General features: G+C 44.9%; 17 protein-coding genes and 1 riboswitch. Of the genes, 1 reads left to right on the top strand and 16 read right to left on the bottom strand.

The window, feature by feature from the left end:
- Positions 1 to 42: 42 nt before the first annotated feature.
- The 12 genes from AB4Z17_RS06195 to AB4Z17_RS06140 form a co-directional block, all read right to left on the bottom strand.
- Positions 43 to 1,404, bottom strand: a complete 1,362-nt coding sequence (locus tag AB4Z17_RS06195; protein WP_441958784.1) for a flagellin N-terminal helical domain-containing protein — start codon at positions 1,402 to 1,404, stop codon at positions 43 to 45.
- Between the two features lie 139 nt (positions 1,405 to 1,543).
- Complete coding sequence (csrA, locus tag AB4Z17_RS06190) at positions 1,544 to 1,768, bottom strand: carbon storage regulator CsrA (RefSeq protein ID WP_430056973.1); 225 nt, start codon at positions 1,766 to 1,768, stop codon at positions 1,544 to 1,546.
- Positions 1,769 to 1,783: 15 nt separating this feature from the next.
- A complete protein-coding gene (locus AB4Z17_RS06185; protein WP_441910219.1) occupies positions 1,784 to 2,176 on the bottom strand; it encodes a flagellar assembly protein FliW in 393 nt (130 codons plus the stop codon).
- Between the two features lie 100 nt (positions 2,177 to 2,276).
- Entirely contained in the window at positions 2,277 to 2,843 is a 567-nt protein-coding gene (locus AB4Z17_RS06180; RefSeq protein ID WP_441958782.1) for a DUF6470 family protein, read from the bottom strand.
- A 12-nt stretch (positions 2,844 to 2,855) separates the two neighbouring features.
- Entirely contained in the window at positions 2,856 to 3,827 is a 972-nt protein-coding gene (gene flgL / locus AB4Z17_RS06175) for a flagellar hook-associated protein FlgL (protein WP_441910217.1), read from the bottom strand.
- Positions 3,828 to 3,851: 24 nt separating this feature from the next.
- Positions 3,852 to 5,411 carry a flagellar hook-associated protein FlgK gene (gene flgK, locus AB4Z17_RS06170; protein WP_441910216.1) on the bottom strand — a complete coding sequence of 520 codons (1,560 nt, stop codon included), beginning with the start codon at positions 5,409 to 5,411 and terminating at the stop codon, positions 3,852 to 3,854.
- A gap of 19 nt (positions 5,412 to 5,430) precedes the next feature.
- Positions 5,431 to 5,934, bottom strand: a complete 504-nt coding sequence (locus tag AB4Z17_RS06165) for a flagellar protein FlgN (RefSeq protein ID WP_076266198.1) — start codon at positions 5,932 to 5,934, stop codon at positions 5,431 to 5,433.
- An 8-nt stretch (positions 5,935 to 5,942) separates the two neighbouring features.
- Positions 5,943 to 6,209, bottom strand: a complete 267-nt coding sequence (gene flgM, locus AB4Z17_RS06160; RefSeq protein ID WP_339205363.1) for a flagellar biosynthesis anti-sigma factor FlgM — start codon at positions 6,207 to 6,209, stop codon at positions 5,943 to 5,945.
- Positions 6,210 to 6,317: 108 nt separating this feature from the next.
- Positions 6,318 to 6,734, bottom strand: coding sequence for a TIGR03826 family flagellar region protein (locus AB4Z17_RS06155; protein WP_441910215.1), 417 nt, complete (start codon positions 6,732 to 6,734; stop codon positions 6,318 to 6,320).
- Between the two features lie 114 nt (positions 6,735 to 6,848).
- Positions 6,849 to 7,733 (bottom strand): ComF family protein, encoded by an 885-nt coding sequence (locus AB4Z17_RS06150; protein ID WP_441910214.1) that lies wholly within the window; start codon positions 7,731 to 7,733, stop codon positions 6,849 to 6,851.
- Positions 7,730 to 9,973 carry a DEAD/DEAH box helicase gene (locus AB4Z17_RS06145; protein ID WP_441958780.1) on the bottom strand — a complete coding sequence of 748 codons (2,244 nt, stop codon included), beginning with the start codon at positions 9,971 to 9,973 and terminating at the stop codon, positions 7,730 to 7,732. Before AB4Z17_RS06145 ends, AB4Z17_RS06150 begins: the two co-directional genes overlap by 4 nt.
- 194 nt (positions 9,974 to 10,167) lie before the next feature.
- Positions 10,168 to 10,629, bottom strand: coding sequence for a hypothetical protein (locus AB4Z17_RS06140; RefSeq protein WP_441958779.1), 462 nt, complete (start codon positions 10,627 to 10,629; stop codon positions 10,168 to 10,170).
- A 245-nt stretch (positions 10,630 to 10,874) separates the two neighbouring features.
- Positions 10,875 to 10,958, top strand: a riboswitch (cyclic di-GMP riboswitch).
- A 31-nt stretch (positions 10,959 to 10,989) separates the two neighbouring features.
- Here AB4Z17_RS06140 and AB4Z17_RS06135 point away from each other — a divergent pair.
- Entirely contained in the window at positions 10,990 to 12,615 is a 1,626-nt protein-coding gene (locus AB4Z17_RS06135; protein WP_441958777.1) for a SpaA isopeptide-forming pilin-related protein, read from the top strand.
- Between the two features lie 165 nt (positions 12,616 to 12,780).
- On the opposite strand, the gene AB4Z17_RS06130 is transcribed toward AB4Z17_RS06135, so the two are convergent.
- The 4 genes from AB4Z17_RS06130 to AB4Z17_RS06115 all read right to left on the bottom strand — a co-directional run bounded on the left by AB4Z17_RS06130 (position 12,781) and on the right by AB4Z17_RS06115 (position 22,033).
- A complete protein-coding gene (locus AB4Z17_RS06130; protein WP_076266609.1) occupies positions 12,781 to 13,509 on the bottom strand; it encodes a response regulator in 729 nt (242 codons plus the stop codon).
- 7 nt (positions 13,510 to 13,516) lie between these two features.
- Complete coding sequence (locus tag AB4Z17_RS06125; RefSeq protein ID WP_441958775.1) at positions 13,517 to 14,677, bottom strand: sensor histidine kinase; 1,161 nt, start codon at positions 14,675 to 14,677, stop codon at positions 13,517 to 13,519.
- Between the two features lie 76 nt (positions 14,678 to 14,753).
- On the bottom strand, positions 14,754 to 17,459 hold the full coding sequence (locus AB4Z17_RS06120) for a stalk domain-containing protein (RefSeq protein WP_441958773.1): 2,706 nt from the start codon (positions 17,457 to 17,459) through the stop codon (positions 14,754 to 14,756).
- 191 nt (positions 17,460 to 17,650) lie between these two features.
- Positions 17,651 to 22,033, bottom strand: coding sequence for an Ig-like domain-containing protein (locus AB4Z17_RS06115; protein ID WP_441958772.1), 4,383 nt, complete (start codon positions 22,031 to 22,033; stop codon positions 17,651 to 17,653).
- Between the last annotated feature and the right edge of the window lie 2 nt (positions 22,034 to 22,035).

The following is a 22,035-nucleotide window of genomic DNA, read 5'->3' as shown; positions in this document are numbered from 1 at the left end:
AAAAAAAGAGAGAGCAAGTTGCTCTCTCTCTTTAATTGATTATTAACGAAGCAATTGAAGAACGCCTTGTGGTTGTTGGTTAGCTTGTGCAAGCATAGCTTGAGCAGCTTGTGCAAGGATATTGTTCTTCGTTTGGTTCATCATTTCTTTTGCCATGTCTACGTCACGTACACGGGACTCAGCGGCAGTCAAGTTCTCGGAAGAAGTGTTCAAGTTGTTAATTGTGTGCTCAAGACGGTTTTGGTAAGCACCAAGTTTCGAACGCTCGCCAGAAACTTTCTCGATAGCATTGTTAATTGTTGTAATTGCAGTGTTAGCGGATGTAGCGTTATTAACATCAATTTGGTTGACACCTAGAGCTGTTGCACGCATATCGCCAACGGATACATACATGTTTTGGCCTTCGTTAGCACCGATTTGGAAGTTAAGACCGCCATTAGCAGTAACTGATACATCCACTGTATTACCAGTACCTGTAAATGCACTGTTTATTTGTAATTGTAGGCCCTCTTGAGCACCACTTTGAATAGTGATTGTGTTACCATCAGCTGTGTAAGATGCGCCACCTGTAATTGTAGCATCTACACCTTGATTTACGGTGCCAGTAATAGCGAAGTCACCCGTTGCACCAGTAACTGTCATATTAGATTTGCTACCCACAGTTGTTGATGTTAACTCTAGTTTACCAGCGCCATTAATGGTCGCTTTAACACCAATATTAGCTTCGTTAATTTTATCAAGTACATTTTGTCCAGTGTCAGTTGTTCCAAATGAGAATGTAATCCCATTAACTGTCATTGCACTTGCATTACCAAGCGTTCCACTTGTAGTGAACGAAGTCGCATCCGTTGCTACGTTATCAGCTGTAGCTACAGTAGCAGCTGTAATTTGCGTCAATGCACCAACTTTGGTATCTCCAGTTCCGCCAAGAATGCTAATAGCGCCTGCACCTGTTCCTGCACCAGCTACCGTACCAGCTACAGAAGCTCCACCATTAAGAAGTTTCTTAGTATTGAACTCAGTAGTAGTACCAATACGATCGATTTCAGCTGTAAGCTGGTTGATCTCTTTTTGAAGCTCGCCACGGTCAGAAGCAGTGTTAGTGTCATTGGAAGATTGAACTGCCAATTCACGCATACGTTGCAAGATCGAGTGAGTTTCGTTCAAAGCGCCTTCAGCAGTTTGAATTAGAGAGATACCATCTTGTCCGTTTTTCGAAGCCATGTCCAAACCACGGATTTGACCGCGCATTTTTTCGGAAATTGCTAGACCAGCTGCATCGTCACCTGCACGGTTGATGCGAAGACCAGAAGACAATTTCTCGATGGATTTGCTAGTTGCTGCAGTGTTAGTAGACAACTGACGGTGTGTGTTAAGAGCTGCGATATTGTGGTTAATAATCATTAGTATTTCCTCCTTGAAATTTTCGTATTTCCGCATCCTTGCGGAAGCTTACGATAATAGTTCGGCCGTCCTATTATCGCGCTATTATATTTATCGGATTTCTCCATCAATTGTTTATAGCTTATATTTAAAAAAACAATTATTTTTTAAAAAATTTTGATACATCCTCTATGGATACCGCACTAGTTGCTGCCGCACGATTTTCTGCTTGTATCGCCATATATATTTCTTTGCGGTAGATATCCACTTCCTTCGGTGCCCGTATGCCTAGTTTAACATTATCGCCTTCTACGCCGAGTACGATGATTTCAACATTCGCACCGATCATGATAGACTCATTACTTTTGCGTGATAAAACGAGCATGGCTTTTCATCCTCCTTAGGTTCGATTGAGTGGAGCGCGCGAACTGTATGTATTATCGTGAAGAATTAGCTGTTTGCCTGCTAATGTTCTTTTATTCAAAATGATCGGAGCAAGCAAATTAATTGTTGCATTAGCAAAATCTGTGGATATGGTTATAACAGACCAAACCTCGACATCCTCTTCACCGTTAATACTTAGTTCTTGTTTCACGGTTTCTGGGAGTTCCCATTCATAATCTGGATAAAATAAAAATGGACTCGCAACCAGCAACGATATCGTTTCGTCCTCAGAAGCCTTCATAAGCTTCATTGGAAGGTCGTTTCCTACTTCTTCGAATACAAAGTCATTCAAATGTTCGAAACCTGGAATACCTTGTTCAAATTGATAAATTAGCTGTTCTGTATTCACTTCATAACCCCCTATTAGGATTCCTCATTTATTAAAAATAAAAACTATAGATCTCATGCGTCGTGCGCAAATGATCTATAGTCTAAAAAAACAGTAACGTCTAAATAAGCTGATCGAGCTGTGGTGGAATAATCTCCACTTTAGGATATTGACTCATATAAATGTCCAGCTTGCCGCGCTCATATTCATGAATAGGCTTGTTCACTTGAACATTAAGGTCGACTCGACCTGGAGTGGTATCAATCGTGAGTTCACCTGGAATATACTCGATATCAATATTATCATAGGAGGCTTCCCCGCGGAAATCATATTCAGGAAAAGTTCGTTTCCAATCCCTTGCCATTTCTGCAATGGGATTTCCGCCTAAATGAATCGAGGCCATTTGATCGCCCTTCTCCACAATCCTTGCAATGCCTTGCAATGCAATATCAGCAGCCATTGAATATATTTTGCTCATCGYTTGCAAATTGTTTCCAAGCGCTAACGCATCCCATAATCGATCTTGATTAATTTCAAGTCGTCCTTTGGTGGTTTGAAAATGTTGCTCTGGCCTGATTTGCTCCATATCTACAGTAGCAGCGGGCTGCTCAAGACGCTGTTTGCCCATATCGGCATCAATAGAGAGCGCGGCATCCTGCGTACGAATCTGAATCTGAGGAATTTGCATGTTAATCTCCACCTATCTCAAGAAATCAACCAAGCTTGGACGTATAAGCTGTGCTCCAACAGATAGGGAAGCCTGATATACATTTTCCTCTGTCTTCATATTCGTAATCACTTCTGCCATATCTGCATCTTCCGTTTTTGCCTGTACCGTTTTTAAGTTAATTTCAATATCCGAAAGCCGATTTTGAACAATATCGATGCGATTTACTTTTGCCCCTACTTCAGCCCGTTTCGTAAGCATCGTATTCATACGGCTTTCTACCTGTCCTATCAACTTAGAAATTCCATCTTGATCGCCGGAACTAAGCATATCATTTGCTCGTTGAAGCAGTAAAAAGACATTGTCACTGCTCTCTATTTCCGCTTTTGTTGCCGTAGGAGATATACCCGCACCAAAAACTTCGTTACCTGTAATGTTAATTCCCAGCTTCATTCCTGCGGATAGTTCATATTTAATTGAACCGTTATCCGAGCTGACTTGGTATGCTTTTAACAAAGGCGGATCAACTGTCAAATCAGTTGTACCTTCTACACCCATCGTTGGATAAGGCTTCTCACCTGTCATTTCACCATTAAATACTTGTTTTCCGTTAAATTGACTATTTCCGATTTCCACCATTTGGTTATACATTTGTGACATTTCAACTTTAATCGCATCAAGGCTTGTTTGTTCGAGAGTTCCATTGGCACCCTTGACTAACAGCTCCCTAACGCGCTGCATAATATCTCCTGCTTGACCAATAGAAGTATCCGTATATTCCAGCATAGATAAAGCAGAACTTACATTTTTGGAATATTGGTCATTAGAATCAAGTTCACTGCGATAGCGCAGTGCAAAAGTGATACCAACTGGATCATCTGATGGTTTATTAATCTTCATACCCGTAGACAGCTGGTTTTGCAAATTATTCATACGTCCCATATTGCTTGTAATGTTACGAAGCAACTGCGTATTCATCATTGATTGCGTTACACGAAACGACATAATGTCTCACCTCCGCTTTAAAAATTATAGTCCTACTCGGCCCATCCCATTAATAACTCTATCTAAAATTTCATCAATCATCGTCATATTTCGAGCAGCTGCATTGTATGCATGCTGGAACTTAATCATGTTGGACATTTCTTCATCTAGCGAAACTCCGCTAACCGATTGTCTGCGGGATTCAACTTGGTCGACGATAATTTGTTGATTCGCTTGCATACGAGTTGCTTCCGCAGCTTGTACACCTAGCTGACCGACAACAGAACGGAAATAAGCATCAACCGTGTTTTTATTTTCACCTGTCCCCGCGTCGAAGTCGAAACGAGTATCTCTCATTTGTGAGAAAAGGACAGCCAAAGAGTTGTTACCGCTTATAACTGACTCTGAACCATCTGCATTCGTAGCTACTCGCATAGATGTCGCAATCAAATTTGAATTTGCAACAATTGCAGGATTAAGCGTGATGTTGCCGGCATTCAATCCAGCAGTACTGCCGTTTGCATCTGTAAAGAAAGGCAAACCCGCTTCTTGTCCAGCCAACGAATAGCCAAGCTGATGCAAACCATTCAACCCTTTTACCGTAACCTTTGTATCTTCGTTCAGTGTACGATTTGTGCCTGTATAGGTTACGTTATTCAATACTGTTCCTTCTGGCAAAACAGATCCTTTAGGCAGCGTAACCTCAAACTCGCCATTCGCCATCGTTTGAACGAGATTATTGAGTTCTCCGATGTACCCCTCGACGTAATGATCTCTTGCATATATCGTTCCATAAATAGCACCGCTATTTAAATCACCATTAGCAACCGCTGTAGTAACTGCTGCTGAATCTAGAGAAGCAGTAGCTGTTCCTTGCACCAGCTCCGTACCGCCCATCGTAATGCGATAGCCGCTCTCTTGGTCTTCTACGCGAATATTGATTAATCCCGAAAGCTGATCTGTAATCAGGTCACGCTGATCCCGCAAATCATTTGCATTATCGCCTAAGCTTTCAACCCGTCTAATCTCGCCATTTAACTGGGCGATGCTTGTTGTAATCGAATTAACCGTATTTAAGTTAATCTCTACATTTTCCGTCAAATCAGCTTTTAAATCGCTGAGCTGCTTAGCTGTGTAATTAAAAGAATCCACAAGTGCCATCGTTTGTTCCATAACGACTTTGCGGCCATCCGCATTCTCAGGGTTTTTGCTGAGGTCTGACCACGAATTCCAAAAATTCGAGATCACCGTTCTAAGGCCCGTGTCGCTTGGTTCATTAACGATACCCTCTAATTTAGAGAGCGTATCGAGCTGAACTGAGAAATTACCCAGTGATTTATATTCGTTGCGATACTGATTATCCAGAAACTTCTCTCTAATCCGAGTGATGGAAGACGCCTCAACACCTGTACCAAGCTGACCAGCTGCTGTTGATTTGGAGAAACCAACCGCGTCAATCGGTCTTGATGCAGTCATGTTCACCACTTGACGTGAGTAGCCTGCCGTATTCGCGTTTGAAATGTTGTGCCCAGTTGTATTCAGAGCAGACTGAGTAGTAAATAAGCTGCGCCTTGCCGTTTCTAAGCCATGAAAAGTGGATGCCATCGTATATTGTCCTCTCTTGTTACGTTTTCATATTAAAGCGGCCATTACGATTTAAGGCCATGCCTTGAACAGCACGATGATAGGTCGCTTCTTCCTCAGTCGGACCAAGCAGCAAATCTTGCGTAAAATGCAAATGCTCCAGAGTCATCCTTACGAGCTGTTGATTGAATTCGTTAATATCTTGAAGTTTCTTAAGTGCTGCCGACAGCTCATTCCATATCGCCTGAAGCTGCTGCTTCTCATTCGCTTGGTATACAGCTTGTATGAGCTTCTCCATTTTGAACGAACGATGGGCAGTCAGCTTCTGATCAAGCATATATTTACCAATCAAAAAGATACGCTGCTGCTCCAGATCCATGATCCGCTGAAGACTCTTCTTCTCTTTGCTGGAAATATACGAGAGCGTCTCTACTTGGTTCACTGTAATAGCCGACGTCTTCGCGTTGCCGTATTCAATAAGCTGCAGGTGCTCGTCTAAAAGCTCTTGCAAAATCACGATGATTTGCTGGATGTACTCATTCATTTAGAGGATTACTCCTTCAGGAAGGGAAGCAGCTTCTCGGCAATCTTGCCAGCTTCCACATGATAGTTGCCTGTTGCTACCGAACGCTTCAGCTGCTCAATATGCTCTGTTCTGTCCGCTCCGCTTGCTTTGCTTGTCGATAGCAATTCCTTAGCTGCAGCAGAGATTTGAACCTCGTCCTTCTGCTTTGCCTTGTCAGTCCCGCCTACTCTGGACTCCGAATGCTTCTGGTATGGATTAAGTGCTCCGATACGATTCGTCTCATTTATTTTCATTGTTTACCCACCTCATTATTTACAGGAACTAAAAAAGCCGATTACCTTTACAAGTATTATCGGCTTCAGTCAAGTGAAATTTTATAGTCATCAAAATATTAACTTAAATCATTTATCGTTGTATCTCTCTAAACCTTTATAAACACCCGTTTGCTTGTAAGCACTTTTTAAATCTTCTTTTCGCGATATGTCTTGGAACATCTGCTTCTTGTCCTTCTCAATTCTATTGCGACAAGTGTCGCAAAGATGATTATCACGAATCAGAGTTCCGCAAGATTCACAAGGGTATGACATATTAGGTGCATTCATAATGGAGATGCGTCCCTCGCGTATGAACTTCGTAATTTGTTTAATCGAAACACCCGTAGCATCAGATACCTCAGTAATAATTGAGCCTCTAAATTCACGCAAATAGTTTGCGCAAAGCTCATACTCTTTATCAATATCTCGCATGCATGCCGGGCATACGTCTCTAAAGTTTTTTGCAAAAAGCTTACCGCAGCGAGGACAATTATCTAGGTTCATCGCTCTGAGCCCTCCTTTTTTTGTAAAACCATACTAGCTATTAGTTACATTCTAATCGATAGCACTAACTTTTTCACTATGAATCTAATTATTAGATCTATCAGCCTAGCTGGATTATGAACGAGCCCATGTCAAAATATAGATATCGAGCGAAAGCTCCATATAATGGTGCAGAGCCTTAGAGCAGGCTTCTGCTGTGCTTCCAGTTGTGTAGATATCATCGATTAAAAGTATACGAATAGCTTTATCGTTTAGATGCTTCTTGCTATGGGATTCAGAGGCTAATAAGCTCAAATTGTTCGTATTCACTTCAAAGAGAGATTGCGTATCGCGCATTCTTTCGGAGCGCGTTTTGAAGCTTTGCTTCTCTGAATGCCGCGAACGAATGAGCAATTCCATAATCGGAAGCTGAAAACGCCTCGCGATATGGCTGGCTAGCTGCTCCGCTTGGTTGAACCCCCGATCAGCTGCTCGTTCTTCACTTACAGGAACGTAGGTAACAGCATCCCAGCAGTCTGCTATCGATATTTTTGGTTTGCGGCTGCTGCTGCTTGCCACGATAGACTGTTGAATAATTTCAAAGGTCATCGCCTCGAAAGCAGGCAGAAGCATATCCCCGAGCAAAGGAGCAAGCTGCTCATTGCCCCTATATTTGTACAAAGCGAGCATCGCTCGCATGGCTTGATTATAATGAACCGCGCTGCGGTTGCATATGAATGCGCCATGCGGACGACGTATGCAGTCTTCGCATGGGATGCCGCGCCCGCATCTACGGCAGGCGATGCGGGTCAGCCATGGTATTGCGGAGAGGCACGCTCCGCAAAGGGATTTGCGAAGCTGGGTCGTCAGCTTCGCGTGGTTGTAGCTGCTCGCGCTGCGAGCCTCGCTTTGCGGTTTGCCGCATAGGAGACATGCGGCAGACGTTGGAGCGAGCAGCTGCGCGGATGTGGTGAAAGCGGATTGCAGACGCTGCAGCCATGCTCTTGGCGAGACGTTCATTTCGGCGAGCCTCCTTTGGCTGTGGGGAGCAAGTAGCCTTGCTTGCGAGCCATGCGGTTCATCGTTTGAATATGGCGTACAGCCTGCAGCTGTGGTCGATTGCGATCATGGCTGCAAAAGTACACACGACCGAATGGATCATCCGCAGAGCGGCCTGCTCTTCCAGCCATTTGAACCAGTGAAGCCTCGTCAAATAACCTTCCGTCCGCATCAAGGATGTAAACATCGCTTTTAGGAATCGTTACGCCCCTCTCTAGAATAGTAGTTGTGACTAGTACTCGTATATCCCGCGAGCGAAAACGCTGCACCTTCTCCGTTCGTTCTTCATCCTGTGAAGAGGTTGCCGCAACAGCAGCATGTGAAAGAGCAGCACGCAATAAAGCCGCCATAGGCTCGGTTTGAGCAATTTGCTGCACGAATACAAACAGCTGAGCGCCTCGATCAAGGGATGATACCATGGCTGCTAGCAGCTTTGACGACAGCTTGCGGTGCTGAAGCATCTGCTTTACTGTCGGCGTTTGAAGAAGCTTGGGCACAGGAAGCGGATGACGATGATAACGAACAGGTACTCTTGCATGAGGCAGCTTCCCGCGTTTTGCTGCTCTTTGCAGCTCACTTGGCGGCGTAGCAGACAGCAGCAAACGAGCAGCGCCTGGCGCACAGCTTTTGTCTGCTGCAAAATGCAGCAGCGGATCGCCCGCAAAAGGAAACGCATCCAGCTCATCCACTACAACGAGATCAAAGCCTTGATAAAACCGCATCAGCTGATGCGTAGTCGCAAGCGTAATATCTCCGCTTTCCCAGCGGTGCTCACTACCACCGTATAATGTTACGACTGACGCCTTAGGAAAAGCTTTCCGAATACGCGGGTCAAGCTCGATCACCACATCACGGCGCGGTGTGGCAATAAGCGCCTTCCCGCCGCGCAGCAGGACAGACTCCACAAGCGGAAAAATCATCTCCGTTTTGCCCGCTCCTGTTACAGCCCAAAGAAGAAACTCTCTCATCTGGCGCTGCTTGTCCAGCTTTGACAATGCCGCGTCTATCGGCGGCTCTTCCACAAACTGCAGCGCCTTGGCTGCTGCAGCTGTCTGCGCAGGGCTAAGCCCCCATTTATCAAGCCGCTGTTCATAAGTCAGCGGCCTCAACCCCTTACCAGAGCCGCGAACCGTCGTCTCTGCCCAATTCAACCCCGCGCGCTGCCCCGTAATAAGCAGCTCACATTCCCGGCTTCGCCCCATCCCAATGCACGCCATGCAATAGGCGCAGTGCCTCCCGCACGCTGCACATGCCGTGCGGTGCATTTGCGCCTCGCCGCTCCCACAGCGCAAACAGCTGCGCTCCCGCCTTCGGCGCCCTAAAGCGTCCAATCGCCCGCCACACACGGTGGCGATTGATCCGCTCAGGCGCACCTGCCCGAGCAGCGAAGCAAGCTGGAGCAATTCTCTCCAGCTTGACGTCGCACCGGGACAGCTTGCGCTAGACAACAGGGCGTGCGCCTCGCTTCGCAAAAGCGCACGTCCCTGCAGCATACCCGCGGCAAGCTTCGCTCCTACCGCGATCTCTCCCAGCTCTTCAGCGCTATAAACTCCCGCTTCCTCGCCACCCACACGCTTAGCGCTGCTAAGCTTTTCACCATTATTCGCAAGCACTGCTCCTCCTATTTCCCCAACCACAGCGCCCCTTACCTTCTCCCACCTCTCCACTAAACTAAAAAGCTTCTCTATCGCCAACGCTCCTTTCCGCTTCCCTCGACTACTCAAAAAGCGCCAACGACTCCCCAAACTAATCTTGCTATTTTCACCTGCTTGCTCTACTTCTCCACTGTATTTCCGATAATTTCTCTCCAGCTCGCTAGATTTCTGATTACTACTATTCAACCCGCCAGTTACTGCATCTCCACCCGCCCCATTAGCTTTTGCTTCCTCCGCACATGCCGTCAACAGCTCAATCGCCTCATGATCAGCATTTCGTCCTCCTTCATTTAAGCTTTTACTCGCACCGTTTCTGCCGCCGCTGCCACGTTTAATAGCCGCATCCCAAAGCTCCACTGCAATGCAGGCCTCCCCGAGCGGCAGCTCTTCTTTTAGAAGCCATCCCTCCTCTGCGATCTCGTAGTTCAAGAATCCCGCTTCACCAAACGCTCCATGCATCCAGAAGTATTTATCTACCATTGCCTTGATAGTCAGTCGAGCCTGCCAGCAGCCTTTCACTTTAACAACATACAATTGAGCCTTCATCTCTATTCGCTCCCTTGACACTTTATAGAACTGACTTCTTTATTCATCTGTGAAGTTAACTATGGCCTCTCCCTTCCCAGACAAAAGGAGAATGATGTTGGCAAGCACTGTAAACAAAAAAAAGCACACCCAACAACGCAATTGCGTTATTGAGTGTGCTTCACTCCGACTATTTCATTACCGTAGAGTATATACTAAAATGGCATTTTCGACAAATCTGTCGGATTTTGCAAATCAATTAGCACCGCATGATCGGAAAGCGACACAACTCCTTCTGCCTGGAGCAGCCATAGCAGCTGAGTTCCATCCACACCCTCTGTTTGAGAGCGCTTACCGTCTTCGCTTCCAGACAGCGGATTAGATCCATTAGAGTGAATCCTGACCTCATCGCCCTTTCTAGCTAATCGTTCAACAATAGCCAGTGTCTCCTCTGTAACCCCTTGATCTACGATCGTCAAACGAACGTTTTTTCCCATTCGCCGAGAGAAAGAAAACAGCGAACGTACATACCATTCCATATTGTTTTGCTGAACGTCAGCTACGAGCACATAATGCTTGCTGGATTGCTGGCGCCCTCGCCAAATTCGATACGCCAGATGCACCGACAATGCAGCCAAAGCATAACAGCCAATAACAAGAAGTAGAAGTTCAAACATGGCGGCCACCTCCTCTTTGTGACACTATATGCCATGAAGAGCCCACTGGTTCCGCAATCAAGGGACAAGGTGACAAAATGTGTGTTATGCCAAAAATATATCCTGCTTTATGATGATTATTAGTCATTTTCTGACAAAGAAACACCCTTGAGCAATTTCCAATACATGTTATCATTTTAATATGAAAGCATGCATATCTAACCGGTGCACGCATATAGAAAGGGAGAGTGGATTTTCACAATCAAAATAACTAGGGAAGCGATGAAGTATAATCTACAATTGGACACTTGGATTATATGGAGCTAGTAGTGTAACCGGCCCTCTTGGAACCCCACTACGTATCTAAGAGGAGAGTGAAAGATGCGTTATTTTAGGAAAAAAATCAGTTTAGCCCTGGCTCTGTTATTAATTTTTTCGTTGTCGCTTAGTTCCCTTGCCATGGCGGAAGGTGATAGCAATCAAGGTACAAATGCTGCGGCACTCGTAGATGAGAATAGCTGTCCACAGTATTCATCGGATCGCAAGGATGTCATTGCCACGCATTCCAACATCGTAGTCAATAATAACGGAACAGCTACCGCTACGTTCCAGACGTTAAAAGATTGTGTTAGAGTCAGCTTCTCCGGCTATGAAGGCCCTGCTGACTGGGCACCTGGACCCGGCGATACAACCATTCCATACAACAAGCAAACATTTTTTGAGGGACAGTCTATTATATATCCAAAAGCAGGTACTTACTCCGTTACGATTAACATTCCAAGATGCTTGCCTTATCAATTAGATATCTATAGCGGAGATTTAATTAAGACATTAGGTCCCGGCGCTCATGGTGACAAAATTTTAGCATGGAATCTAAAGCTTTCGAACAGCTGTACGGGCAGTATCATCATCAACAAATTTTTAAATAATGTCGAAGGGGCTCCTCATGTTGGCATTACCTTCGAGCTTTGGAAAGACGGTAAATTAGTCAAAAGCGGCGTTACCAATAGTAACGGTATTCTGCAATTCAACGAATTGCCTATCGGCACCTACACATTAAAAGAATTAACCTTAGATGGCTTTACCACCGATTTAGTGGCTACCCAGCAGATCGTAGTAACCACAGATAACTCTGTGCGAAAAGCAGTTATCAATACGGCTAAGCTCAAACTTGAAACGGCCTGCTCCGCCGACCCGAATAAAACAAGAGCTTGGAAAGTAACCAATGAGAGTAACATTGAGGTTTCTTATTCATGGGAAATTCCAAATTCCACTCAAACAGGAAATGGTGTAATACCTGGAAAAGGATCCGTAAGCTTTTCAACGAATACGGAGCTCGTCAACCCAACTGATCCACAAGCTGTACCTAATACGCTGAAGATCCATTGGGGCAAGGAGAAAGAGCTTTCACTTGTGAACGCAGGCGAAACCTGCTCTACGCCTACTCCAACACCGTCAGCGACACCTACTGCTACTCCAACTTCTACACCGGAGAGCACACCTACAACTACACCATCTTCTACACCTGAGAGCACTCCTACAACTACACCATCTTCTACACCTGAGAGCACTCCTACAACTACACCATCTCCTACACCTGAGAGCACACCTACAGCTACACCAACTGCTACACCTGAGAGCACGCCTACAGCTACACCAACTCCAACACCTGAGAGCACACCTAACAATACACCACCTTCCACACCTGTGAGCACGCCTAACAACACGCCTACTGCAACAACTACGGTAACGACAACACCTACATCGTCACCTGAAGCAACACCAATCGTCGAAATTGATGATGAAGATCCACCTGTTGGAGGAGTTACTGAAGGTGGAGAAGGCGAGCCGCCAATCGATCCTGTTGTTGCTGTAGATGAAGATCAAGTCCCGCTTGCTACTCTGCCAAAAACAGGCGAAAGCAGTCCGGTTCCTTACTATCTCATCGGGGCATTTGCCCTTTCAGCGGGATTCATTTCTCTTCGCAGACAAAAACAAAGAAAATAGTTAAGATTATAGGTTTTACCACTCACTCTTAGGCTGGTTTTATACAGCTTAGGAGTGTTTTTCTTTTACACAACCATTGCAAGGCAACCTTATATGCAAACAAAAAACCCCGCATCAACCGATACGGGGTTTTGCTCGATATGTAAGTAATGATCAAAAAGGCTACTACAGTGTAACCCATCCATATTTGATCGATTGGATAACAGCTTGCGTACGATCATCAACTTCCATCTTTTGCAAAATGCTGCTCACATGGTTTTTAACCGTTTTTTCGCTAATGAATAAAAACTCTCCAATGAGCTTATTGCTCTTGCCCTCTGCCATAAGCCTTAACACCTCTGCCTCACGGCGTGTTAATGGGCTTTCATCGCCAGCAACGAACTTAACTCCCGGTTCCTGAGCAGCTGCAGCACCTGAGACAATTCCCATCTCATCCAAATACGTCATACGGCGAAGCTGGTTAATGAGCTTGCCTGTCACTTTAGGATGGATATAGGCATGGCCTTGGACAACGGAACGAATGGCGTTAATTAGCGATTCTGCCTCCATATCCTTCAGAAGATAACCCGTAGCCCCTTTACGAAGGGTTTCGAATACATAGCTCTCATCGTCGTGGATAGATAAAATGATAACCTTAACATCAGGAAACATACTTTTTAATCGTTCAGTCGTCACGACACCGTTCTCTATAGGCATATTAATATCCATCAGGACAATCTCAGGTATGGTATGATTGCAAAACTCTAAAACTTGAATGCCGTCTCCGCATTCGCCGATAACTTCAAGGTCGTCTTCCATATTTAGAATCCGCTTAAGTCCTTCACGAAACAGCTGGTGGTCATCCGCAAGTAAAATTTTGATTGTATTCACATTGCTTGCAGCTCTTTGGATCATCATCATCTTACTCCTTTCTAGATTCGGCAGTAGTAGGTATATCTATTATAATTTTCGTCCCTCTACCGGGATTTGAGTCTATATCCATCCTTCCCTCTATTAGCTCAATGCGTTCTCTCATCCCTACCAATCCAAAATGTGCGTTTCGAGTAGCATCCTGCTCGATTAAATCGCTGTTAAATCCAACGCCGTTGTCTTGAATTACGAGTGAAATATGCTGTGGCTGATAGTTAATCTCGAGCATTACATGTGAAGCGCTCGCATGTTTTAGTGCATTGGTAARAGCTTCCTGAACTAAGCGGTATATCGCCGCTTCCATTGCAGAGGGCATCCGAGTTTCTTTACCTATAAGCTCGAATATGGTATGTATTTTTGTTTTCTCTTCAAAATCCTGTGTGAATTTACGAAGAGTCGGCACAAGTCCCAAATCATCCAACGCCATCGGGCGCAAATTAAATATAATTTTGCGAATTTCCTCAAGGCCGGAGCGCACTTGTCCTTTTAAATCTACTAATTCTTCCTGCACCATCACAAATTCCTGCTTGATTAGCATACGTTCTGCAATTTCTGTTCGAAGAACGATATTTGCGAGTGATTGCGCGGGACCATCATGGATTTCTCTGGCGATCCGTTTACGCTCTTCCTCTTGCGCCAAAATAATTTTCAATCCCAGCAGCTGCCTGGTTTTGGCAGACTCAAGAATACGAGTAACCTGATTAAGATCACCCGATAAATATTCAAGTACGACATTTATTTGCGAAGCAATCGTTTCAGCACGCTCGATGGAATTTTCTACATTCCGAACACGTTTTTGCAAATCATCTCGACGCGCTTTCAAGTAGGATTCCTTCTCGCGGTAGACCATCAAATCCAGCTGGATTTGTGTAGCCTTCTCATAGGCAGACTTAATGTCATCTTCCTTGTAGCGTACGAAATCCCGGCTCACTTCTGTCAGCCTTATACGCGCACGGCGATAGTCTTGCTCCAGCTGGTCAACCTTGTCAATTGTCTTCACCGTTTCTTGAAGGACAATTTCAAGCTCCTGCTCGAGTGATTCTAGCTCCGTGCGCGCGGATTCACATATTTCATAAATCTGGTATTTGCTGTCTTCCATCACTTCGATTGCGTTTTTAATGACTCGATTTATATCGACTGTAAGGTGGTCCACTGTAGATCGGCAACCTTTCTATATTAAAGGTTAATCTACTCTATCATACCACAGATTGGATATATTTCGTCCATCGTTAATCGATGGTAATCTTTTTCGCTTTCCCGTCATACCCGACCTTTAGGCCTAGTTTCTCTGAAAATAAACGGACCGGAATGAGCGTCCGATTGTTACGAACGATAGGCGTAATATCTGACGATTGGAGTGCGCCATTTAAAATAAGATCCTTTTTTCCGAGTGTCATTTCCATCAGCTTATTGCCGCGAAGAACGGTAACTTGTCCCGTTTTTCCGTCAAATAACAGCTTCGCTCCCATGGCATCGGATACAAACCGGACAGGTACAAATGTCGTTCCATTCAAAACGATGGGTGCTGAATCAAGCGTAATCGCTTTTCCATTAACCGTCGCAGCAGATTTGCCTACAGTCATTACGACCTTAGTTTGTGAATCAACCGTTACGGAAGGCGGATATTGCAGCTTCATATTATCTAGTCCAATAGAACCTGTTGCAGAACGCTCATCCTGCCCTTCGGCGATCGTCACAACGTAAATTCTTTTTAGTTTAACAGGGAATTTCATCCCTGCAGAGGATAAATTCATCTTCACATTCTTCCAGCCGCTCCAATCAAGCTGTTTGGCAAGGTCGATAAGATGTGCTTTGCCATCTGCATCAATGAACTCTGCGCGCACCCAGTTCAGGCTGTTATCGCCATAAAGATCTACAGTCATGGAAGTAGGTGAACCTTCAATCGCGCGACCGTTTGTATTAAATACTACATACGATGCTTTAGTTCCAGTGCCGTTTGTGAAATCATAATCCAGCTTTAATGCTTTCGAAGAAGCTTGTCCTTGGAAATCGGATACCAAGCTTACGCTTCCTGTCGTTGTCGCAGGCGTGACCTGTGATGTAATGGGATAGGTCGATTTTTCAAAATCCTCAAAGGTGCTCACTGCTTCCCCTTGTGTGAATGGAATCATTGTCGGAAAACCATCATAACGAGCAATGGCATACCCGGTGCTTGTACCTGCGTTAACCGACTGCACAGTTAGGTTATCGCCGTTTCTAGATGCGGTAAATCCAACAAACTCCCACTTCACGGAGTCAGCGCTAAGCTTATATGAATTACCGTTTTTCAGCTTTACAGTAAGCGGAACAGAAATCGTTGCTCCTTTTGCCAGCACACCTGCACTCGTATCAATGGAGAGCGATGCAATTTGATCCTGTCCAATCACTTCAATTTCTTGTTTGGTAGAGATCGCTCCTGATTTCACAGTGAGATTCGTTTTACCCGCCTTTGTGGCAGTGAATTCATTGCCTTTGAACGTGCCAATAGCGTTCTCGGTACTCCATACGGCAGATGAATTGTCTACTTCAAACGGGTTATAGTACGTGTCATAGCCTTTTAATGAATACGACGATTTTTGACCGATAAACATAACATTAGCGCCGCTCACAGAAATGCCTTTCAACGAACCTGCTGGAGCAGTTGTGAATACGCCTATGCCGTTTGCAACACTTCTTTGGGTGGTGCCGTATTGCGTAGGATGCGACAGCTTCAAATCATTTGTTCCCAGTGGACGCTCGATCATCGTTGTAGAACCGCCGCCATCCAGATTGACGCCTTTATATACGCCTAGCTGCAGCATAATTTGCTGAAGCTCCTTCAAGTTTACACCCGTATTCCCGCCGCTGCGCTCACTCGTGATGAGATATACTTTAGTGCCATCCTGTGAATAGCCAACCGCTGAACGAGATGTATAGGAAGAGCCGCTTACGCCTGTAATATCGCGTGAGAATGGAGCTACTGCACCCGCATTGACTAACAATGTATGACCGCCAGCCATCATTTCAAAAGAGTTCGGATCAACCTTCGCTCCCGTCGTTTGCGAAACGAGCGCATAATCCGCATTGATCGTTTGCCCAACCTGTAAATGCTCCTTCACATAATTAGCAGCAAGGCCATGCGACCGGAGTATGTATCCATCAGCAGGTGCTTGACCTGCGATTGCTTTATCGATTGAAATCTCCTCAATTACGCCATTGCGAACTAATACTTCGGTAGGCGTGGAGCCTGAGTTTTTCGGGCGTTCTGTACCGCCCCAAGCACTTGTATAAATATACATCATATTGACATGGCTATAATTAGAGCCCGTTGTCTCCGGAATATAAGCAGATTGGTTAAGCCCTTCCAGCGGGAAGGTAGAGCCGTCTGCTGCCGTTACCTGGCCATTGAAGCTATAGTTGTCAATCATAGGTTTGCGGTCCTTAGAAACCGAGAATGCATACATCCCCTTCAGCTTCGCAGGACTCGACATAAACATGCCGCTTGCGATTTGCCCGCCAAGCGGGGCGCCCTCATTGCCCATTACGAATACGTCTGCATTAATGCCAGCTACGGCTCCGTTTTCTTTTGTCATATTAAGTATTGTATTTAATTGACCTATGCTATTATTTTTTCCACTCATCGCATTTATGGATACGTAGGGATTTGTAAGATCGATTTCAATGACATGCACATCGGTTTGCACCTTGGAGCTGCCGCGCGTCGTTTGGAATACATAGTCAAGGCGCTTAGCGCCTGCTGTTATAAATGATTGCTGCGACAGCTTAAGCGTAGGGTCGGCAGCAGCCTCTGCTGATTGAATGACTGCCGTCTGCCAGCTGCTAGGCAAGATTGAAGCTAAAGGCTGTACTAGCAGTGCTCCACCTAATACGACAATTATAACCCGTTTTCCTAAGCCTTCTGACTGCCGATCTATGATTTTTTGAAACTTACTCATTAGATTTACAACTCTCCCATCCATTAATCTATTAGTTATAGACTACAAGAGTAGTAGAAAAGTTACGCATGATAGAAGACTGCTATCGCTTTCTATAGGGTGATAGATATCAGCTATGTACATCGTGGAAATGAATGACATAAAAAGAGCAGCTCGCCGTTTGGGCGAGCTGCTCTGCTTTGGTTCATTTATTATGACGAAAGGAATTTCACCTTCTGCAGTAAACGAAGAAGCATAACCGTTCCTTCTGCGCGAGTTGCATTGGTTTGCGGGCTCAATGTTGTTGCTGTTTTACCGCTAATCACACCAATGTACACTGATTTCGCCATGTCTGTCTGCGCCCAAGCGCCAACCTTGCCTCGATCCGTATACTTCTTGAGATAAGATGCGGCCGATTCTGGCAGCTGCACCGTTAGACCAGCCACCTTCGCTGCTCTAATCATCATAACGGCCATTTCCTGACGTGTAATCGGGTTGTTTGGCTTGAAGGTGCCGTCCGTATTGCCAGCGACGATACCAGCCGCTGAGGCGGCTCCAATATACGCCCCCATCGCTGTGTTTGCATTTACATCCTTGAACTTAGCTGCTGCACTCCTGTCGCTGCTGAGGCCAAGCCCTTTAGCGATATAGGTCGCAAACTCACCGCGTGTAATTGCCTTCTCTGGTTCAAACTTCGTTGCCGAGCGCCCTTCCACGATAAATTTGCGCGACATGATATGGATAGCAGAAGCTGCCCAATGCTTCGATAGATCGGAGAAGCTGGATGAATTGCTAACAAGCGCATAAGCGCTGTTTCCTTTTCTTTTAAAAGTTGCTGTCGTCTTCCCGCCGCTTGTCGTAAGCTCGGTCGGAACATAGGAGAGCCCTCCGGTTGTTGGATCGAACCATACTACGGCAGTGTTTTTAAAATCTGCATTTTGATACGTCTGGATTGTTCTTGAAACATAACCGTTAAAATCATTGAATGGCTTTTGAATCGACCCACTCACAGCATTAATATCAAAATGATAAGGACCTGCAAGCAAGCTCGTATTTGAGCTATTAATTTTTGTACTGATACTACCAGTTAGCGTTGATAACCCTTGGTCAATCCGAATGATTAATTGACCAGTCGCGCTATTACCGTTTAGTAACGTATTGATTTTCATATAATCTGCTGCATTTAATTGCAGCTCATACGTAACATCTCCATATTGAACAGCAAATATCGAGTTCGAATTCAAGCGATACGCAGCGTCAAGCGCATTGATTGGAACAGCTACAATAGCAGCTCTCTCTGATGCTGGCACTTTAAAGGCTACACGCGGACTTGTTAAGCCAGCAGAGCGTGCCGTCTGGAAAGCTGTAAGGAGCTTTTCATTCGATAAGGTATATCGGTTGGCTTGAACACCAGCAGGCGATACGTCGAACATTGTCGTTGCTGCCGTTGTTTTCAAGCCGATGCCGCCGCCATCAGACGTTTCAAAGTCACCTGATAACCCATCAAGTATCGTCGTTTGGTTCGCAGCGTTTATGTTCGTAAAGCTATTGATCGTTGAACCGCTGTTTGTTCGAAGTCCTGACGCAGTTGAATAGTAAGTTACTGAAACCGTCTCTCCTATGGCAAAAGGAGAGGTTAACGTTAGTATAACGGACGATCCGCTAACATCTACCCTTGATATCGATTTAACAGAATTACTTGCGTTAACAGCAAACTGAACGGTAGACGGCACGTAGCTTGGATTTAATGATTCTGCAAAATTAATCGTAAGCGTAGAGCCTTTTGCAATGACGCCATAAATGTTGCCATTTTGCCCTCCGCTGCCTCCACCACCTGTGGTTACATTGTTAAACGAAGGTGCTGCATTGCCGGCAAGATCTGTTATTAACGTTACGGATGCCAAATAGGAAACTGCCGTAATCTGGCTCCCTGTTACAGCTGATGAAAGAGTCAATAAAACTGAACTTCCAGAAATCCGAACCTGAATAACAGAGCGTGCAATATTATCTACCAAAACATAAAATTGCCCCACTGATGGAACGCTTTGTGGATTTAAACTTTTATTATAGCTCAGCGTAACGATATTACTGCTCACGCTAATGGACTGAAGATTAGGCGTACCTGTGTCTGGCGTACTATAGAGGCTGTAGTTATTAAACGCTGCCAAATAATTGCCTACCGTATCACGGATGGGATACGTGCCCGGAGCATAGGTCACATAGACGTTCTGGTAATTTTGTATCGAGCCATTAATCGTTAACAAAATATTGCCGCCTGTGCTTGAGATCGAGGTTGTACTGTAATTCACTCCGCCTGCGTTAACTGTAAATTGCAAATAGGCGTAGCTGTTCACAGTCGCTATATCCTTGTTAAAAGATAAAGTAATCGCTGTACCCGAAGCATTCCCGCTTACAATGGTTGGTGCAGAAACATCCTTAGCACCTGATACGTCCTGATTTGCAATACTTATTGCTTCATTTCCTGAAGTATCTTGAATTGGGCTAACTGCTGCTTTGGAATAAGAGAGCTTCACCACTTGTCCCGCTACAATAGGGCTAGCTAACGTTAGAATGACTGTTTCTCCGCGAACTTGAACACCGACAACAGAACGAGGCGCCCCATTAACTGTCGCATAAAAACTTCCTGTAGAAGGTACCGCGTGCACATTCAGATCTTCATTATAGGTCATTGTAATCGTTGATCCGCTCCACTCGAGCTTGCTTAATGTAGGAGCTGTCGTATCAGAACCAAATGATTGAAAAGTCCATTGATATTCATTTAATATTCCAGCAAAACTATTGCCAGCCAAATCGGTTACTGCACTCGCATCAATCGTTACATAATAAGAAGTTTTTGCAGTAAAAGGCTGTGTTGGCGCTATGACTAACATATTATTATTGTTGCCATCTACATAATAGTTTGCTGGGATCGGCTGCAGTGATTTGTCCCCAATTGGGTTAAATAGGATCGAACCCGTTGCCCCTTTTTTTATCGGTTCGCTAAACGTCGCTGTAAAGGCTTGATTTAGCCCTACTGAAACCGCATTGTTAAGCGGGTTCAATAAAGAAAGCGTTGGTCTTACCGTGTCTTGAGAAACCGTAAAAGACCAATACGTCGATGAGGATATTCCGGCAAAATGATTACCTGCTGCATCACGAATAGCGCGATTGCCAATCGTTATATAGTATTTCGTATTGTTTACGAAAGCCTTCTCAGACTCTCCGTTTATCGCTTTATTGGGGTCTATCGTTATTTGATAGGTACCGCCGCCAGTCACGCGTTCCGAAGTAATAGGAATGGAACGAAATAATGATCCTGTTGCAGACTCTCTTATTTCAATGACTCCGCTGCTTGGGAAGACCGGTTCATTAAAATTAATTTTGAGTACAGAATTTAAGCTGGTGATGGATCCATTCGCTACCGGCAATAATTCTGTTGCAAGAGGCGGAGTGGTTTCATAGCCTGGGTCTGTACTAAAATTCCAAACGGATGCTCCAGCAATACCGTGATACCATTGAGATCCATTCGGATCTGTCTGGGTAAAGGCTCCAGCATCAATTAATACATAATAAGCTGTATTCGGTTCAAAGTTAGAGCTTGGCGTTATTTTTACTTGATTTTTGGTTACTGTAATTCTCGAAGAAAGAGCACTAAAACGCTCAAAAGTAGTATTATTGCTAATTCTGCGTATTTCAATATATTTGTCCGCACGTGCTTGTATAGCTTTATCAAAAGTGATAAACAGCTCTGAGTTTACTGGTACGGAAGTAGCATTATCTGCCGGAACAAATGGTGCAGCTACGTTCACCGGTGCTGCATCCGTTGTAAAAACCCATGATGTGCCGTAATATAGGTTCCCCGCCGCATCTTGAAATGCAGTATCTGGAATTGTAACGGTGTATGTTGTATTAGGCTGCAGCGCTGCAGGAGGTTGAATGACGATTAGGTTCGTCCCGCTGCCTCTTACCGCATTGGATGTAACAGCAATAGTACGGCTGTCCTCAACCGAGCTAATTTGAATGTTGCCACTTGCAACATAAACAGGCTCATTAAATGAAATGGTAATCGGTGTAGTCACCGCAATTGGAGCGACAGTTGGCGCCAAGCCCGTATGAGAAGGCCTGGTTACATCAACTTCAGCAACGGTACGAAAATTCCAGCTGCTGGCACTTTTTATACCGGCATAACCAACACCATTGGATTGATTAACAAAAGCACCGGCATCTACCAATATGTAATAATTCGTGTTTAAAGCAAAATGATTAGACGGATCTATTGTCACKACACGTTGTGATGAATCAATAGTAATTCGATTAGACGATAGAGGTATACTCTCTACCAAATTGCTTGTTGCATAGTCATAAATATTAATAGACGTTGAACTAGAGCCTTTGCTTACATTTTCATCAAAGGTCATCTTTAAATCAGCGGAGATCGATACGTTAATTAGATCGTCGGCTGGGCTCAAACTAAGTACGACGGGACCGGAAGCCGCTGCCGCCGCTTGCTGCGGAGCCGATGACCAGCCTGCCAAGCTTAATTGGAGCAACAGCATAACAGCGATAAACGAAGATAGCTTGCTCGTTCGATTCATTT

The organism is Paenibacillus sp. TAF43_2 (genome assembly GCF_052113545.1).
Taxonomy (GTDB): domain Bacteria; phylum Bacillota; class Bacilli; order Paenibacillales; family Paenibacillaceae; genus Pristimantibacillus.
The sequence above is the reverse complement of the archived record's forward strand: the minus strand, read 5'-3'. Positions and strand labels throughout refer to the sequence as shown.